The 4,406-nt window shown below is 68.6% G+C and carries 2 protein-coding genes; one reads left to right on the top strand and one right to left on the bottom strand.

Features of this window, described 5'->3' with window-relative positions:
• Positions 1 to 49 precede the first annotated feature (49 nt).
• Complete coding sequence (locus tag ACFU8Q_RS39510; protein ID WP_384464470.1) at positions 50 to 2,638, bottom strand: FHA domain-containing protein; 2,589 nt, start codon at positions 2,636 to 2,638, stop codon at positions 50 to 52.
• Positions 2,639 to 3,084: 446 nt separating this feature from the next.
• Between ACFU8Q_RS39510 and serB the strand changes: the two genes are divergently transcribed.
• A complete protein-coding gene (serB, locus tag ACFU8Q_RS39515) occupies positions 3,085 to 4,341 on the top strand; it encodes a phosphoserine phosphatase SerB (RefSeq protein ID WP_266745390.1) in 1,257 nt (418 codons plus the stop codon).
• Positions 4,342 to 4,406 lie beyond the last annotated feature (65 nt).

A 4,406-nucleotide genomic window follows, 5' to 3' on the forward strand; every position in this document is an offset into this window, starting at 1 on the left:
CCCGCACGGGGTGCCGCCCTTCAGCGTATGCGTACACGGGTGTCCGCGCCTACTTGCGCATGACCTCCGGCTCGTGGCGGCGCAACAGTCGCGCGACGACGACGCCGCAGATGATGCCGAGCAGCAGGAGCACCGAGATGTTCATGCCCCACTGACCGGCCGAATGCTCCCACAGCGGGTCCAGGTCGGTCGGGTTCTTCGGGTCCCACGGCGCCATGAGGTGTGACAGGTCGAGCGTCGCGCCCGCGCCGGCGATGGCCCAGCGGGACGGCATCAGCCAGGCGAACTGCTCCAGGCCGGGCGATCCGTAGACCTGGAAGAGGATGCCGGTGAAGACGACCTGGACGATCGCGAACATGACCAGCAGCGGCATGGTCTTCTCGGCGGTCTTCACCAGCGAGGAGATCACCAGGCCGAACATCATCGAGGTGAAGCCGAGCACGATGATCGTCACGCAGAGCTCGACGGCCGGCGGCATGATCAGGCCCTCCGCGGGCAGCTCGCGGGTGGCGAAGCCGATGCCGCAGATGATGACGCCCTGGATGGCCGTGATCACGCCGAGGACGATCACCTTCGACATCAGATAGGCGGAGCGGGAGAGACCGGTGGCCCGTTCCCGTTCGTAGATGACGCGTTCCTTGATCAGTTCTCGTACGGAGTTGGCCGCACCGGAGAAGCACATGCCCACCGCGAGGATCAGCATGATCGTTCCGGCGGCTCCGTTGAACCGGGACGGCGGCTTCGGCGGGGCCAGGCCGAAGTTGGCGGGGATGACCACGCTGACGACGCCGAGCACGGCGGGCAGGACCACCATCAGCCCCATGAAGCCCTTGTCGGACGCGATCACCGAGACGTAGCGACGCATCAGCGTCCACAGCTGGGCCGTCCAGCTCTGCGGCTTCGGCGGGCGCAGCTGCTGCGGCGGCATGTGTACGGACTGTACGGCGACGGCGTCGATGTCCGCGGCGTACATCTGGTAGTGCTGCGAACCGCGCCAACGGCCCGCCCAGTCGTAGTCGCGGTAGTTCTCGAACGCGGAGAAGACATCGGCCCAGGTCGTGTAGCCGAAGAAGTTGAGCGCCTCCTCCGGCGGGCCGAAGTAGGCGACGGAACCGCCCGGCGCCATGACGAGCAGCTTGTCGCAGATCGCCAGCTCGGCCACGGAGTGGGTGACGACGAGGACCGTACGGCCGTCGTCGGCCAGGTCGCGCAGCAGCTGCATGACATCGCGGTCCATGCCCGGGTCGAGGCCGGAGGTCGGCTCGTCCAGGAAGATCAGCGACGGCTTGGTGAGCAGCTCCAAAGCCACGGAGACACGCTTGCGTTGACCACCGGAGAGCGAGGTGACCTTCTTGTCCTTGTGGATGTCGAGCTTGAGCTCGGCGAGGACTTCGAGGATCCGGGCCTCGCGCTCGGCCTGGGTGGTGTCCGCCGGGAAGCGGAGCTTGGCCGCGTACCTGAGGGCCTTGGTGACGGTGAGTTCCTTGTGCAGGATGTCGTCCTGCGGGACCAGACCGATGCGCTGGCGCAGCTCGGCGAACTGCTTGTACAGGTTCCGGTTGTCGTAGAGGACGTCGCCCTGGTTGGCGGGCTGGTAGCCGGTGAGCGCCTTGAGCAGGGTGGACTTGCCGGAGCCGGACGGGCCGATGACGGCGATGAGCGACTTCTCCGGGACGCCGAAGGAGACGTCCTTGAGGATCTGCTTCCCGCCGTCGACCGTCACCGTGAGGTGGCGGGCGGAGAAGGAGACCTCGCCGGTGTCGACGAACTCTTCCAGCCGGTCCCCGACCAGGCGGAAGGTCGAGTGACCGACGCCGACGATGTCGTTCGGGCCGATGAACGCGGAGCCGGACTTGGAGAGCGGCTGACCGTTGACGTAGGTGCCGTTGTGGGATCCGAGGTCACGGATCTCGAAGCGGCCGTCGGGCGTCGCGTGGAATTCGGCGTGGTGGCGCGAGACCTGGAGGTCGGAGACGACCAGTTCGTTCTCGAGCGCACGACCGATGCGCATGACGCGGCCGAGCGCCAGCTGGTGGAACGTGGTCGGGCTGCGGTCGCCGTACACCGGCGAGGCCCCCGCGGCACCGCCGGACCCGCCCGAGCCCGGGGCACCAGGTGATTTCGCCAGGCCCTGCTGGTGCGGGACCTGGGGCTGCTGAGGCTGCTGAGGCTGTGCCTGGGGGGTCTGCTGCCAGCCCTGCTGCGGCGGCTGCTGTTGCTGCGGCGGAACGGGGGCGGCCTGCTGGCCGGGCCAGCCCGCGCCACCCTGCTGGGGCTGCTGGGCGGGGGCCTGCTGCGCACCCGCGCCCTGCCCGCTGTACACATCGGCGCCCGCGGCGGCGCTGACGCTCAGCCGCGGTCCGTCAGTGGCGTTGCCGAGGTGCACGGCGGAGCCGGGTCCTATTTCAAGCTGATGGATTCGCCGGCCCTGCACATAGGTGCCATTGGTGCTGCCGTGGTCCTCGATGAACCAACTGTGGCCCCCCCAGCTGATCGTGGCGTGCCGCCACGACACCCTGGCGTCGTCGATCGTCAGGTCGCCCTGCGGATCACGCCCCAGTGTGTACGACCTGGACGGATCGAGCGTCCAGGTCCTGCCATTCAATTCCAGTACGAGTTCCGGCACTCCGCGCCCCACTTGTTGTCCCCCGAGTTACCCCCATCGCAGGGAGTCTAGGGATGCTGAACATCGTGGGGAACTATTCCAGGAGCAGTCCCCGATACGAAAGTCGGGCGGGGTGAAGACCCTGCCGAGACCTGTGGTGTTGCGCCGTCCCCATGAACCGGTACGGAGATCGGCAGGCGCGCACGACTGCGTACGAACCGTAAATGAACGGGGTGATCCACGGTGATTCCGTCCGCCCGGAAGATCCGCCCCGGTCCTGATCCGCTCGAGTCCGTCCGTGATCGTCGGGCATGCCCGATCGCGTCCGGTCCGTGATCGCCCGGCGCACCCGAGCGTGTCCCGTCCGTCGTCGCACCGTGTTGCCTGCCGTGGCGTGCGGAGACGGGGCGACGACGCGCCGTCCGGTCCTCGGGACGGGCCTCCGAGGCCATGGAGCGGACCGATACGGTGGGAGCACCATGAGCGCATCTCAGCCACCTCAGTCTTCCCCGTCCCCTGAGCCCCCTGAGTCCCGTCAGGGCACGGACACCCCTACCCTTCTCGTGAAGATCTTCGGGAAGGACCGCCCGGGGATCACCGCCGGGCTCTTCGACACCCTCGCCGCCTACTCGGTCGATGTCGTCGACATCGAGCAGGTCGTCACCCGTGGCCGCATCGTCCTGTGCGCACTGGTCACCGCCCCGACCGCGGACGGCACGACCGAGGGCGACCTGCGGGCGACCGTGCACAGCTGGGCCGACTCGCTGAAGCTGCAGGCCGAGATCATCTCCGGCACAGGTGACAACCGCCCGCGTGGCTCCGGACGCTCCCATGTGACGGTGCTCGGGCACCCGTTGACCGCGGAGTCGACCGCCGCCATAGCGGCCACGATCACCTCCACCGGCGGGAACATCGACCGCATCTTCCGGCTCGCGAAGTACCCGGTCACCGCAGTCGAGTTCGCGGTCTCCGGCACCGGGACCGAGGAACTGCGGACGGCGCTGGCGACGGAGTCCGCCGGGATCGGCGTCGACATCGCGGTCGTGTCGGCCGGACTGAGCCGCCGGGCGCAGCGGCTGGTCGTCATGGACGTCGACTCGACGCTCATCCAGGACGAGGTCATCGAGCTCTTCGCCGCCCATGCCGGCTGCGAGGACAAGGTCGCCGAGGTGACCGAGCAGGCGATGCGCGGCGAGCTCGACTTCGAGCAGTCGCTGCACGCGCGGGTGGCGCTGCTGGCGGGGCTCGACGTATCGGTGGTGGACAAGGTGCGCGCCGAGGTGCGGCTGACCCCGGGGGCCCGCACGCTGATCCGTACGCTGAAGCGGCTCGGCTACCAAGTGGGCGTGGTTTCAGGCGGGTTCACCCAGGTCACCGACGATCTGAAGGAACGGCTCGGGCTCGACTTCGCCTCTGCCAACACCCTGGAAGTGGTCGACGGAAAGCTCACCGGACGGGTCGTCGGCGACATCGTCGACCGGGCCGGCAAGGCCCGGCTGCTGCGCAGTTTCGCCGAGCAGGCCGGGGTGCCGCTGGCGCAGACCGTCGCGATCGGTGACGGCGCGAACGACCTCGACATGCTGAACACCGCCGGGCTCGGGGTGGCCTTCAACGCCAAGCCGGTGGTCCGCGAGGCGGCGCACACCGCGGTGAACGTGCCGTTCCTGGACACCGTGCTGTATCTGCTCGGCATCACCCGCGAGGAGGTCGAGGCCGCCGACGGCCTCGTCGACTGACGCTTACCCGCGAATCCGCGTACCCGCATACCCGCGTACGAGCAGGGCCCCGGTGGTTTCCGCAC

Source organism: Streptomyces sp. NPDC057543, assembly GCF_042801895.1.
GTDB lineage: Bacteria > Actinomycetota > Actinomycetes > Streptomycetales > Streptomycetaceae > Streptomyces.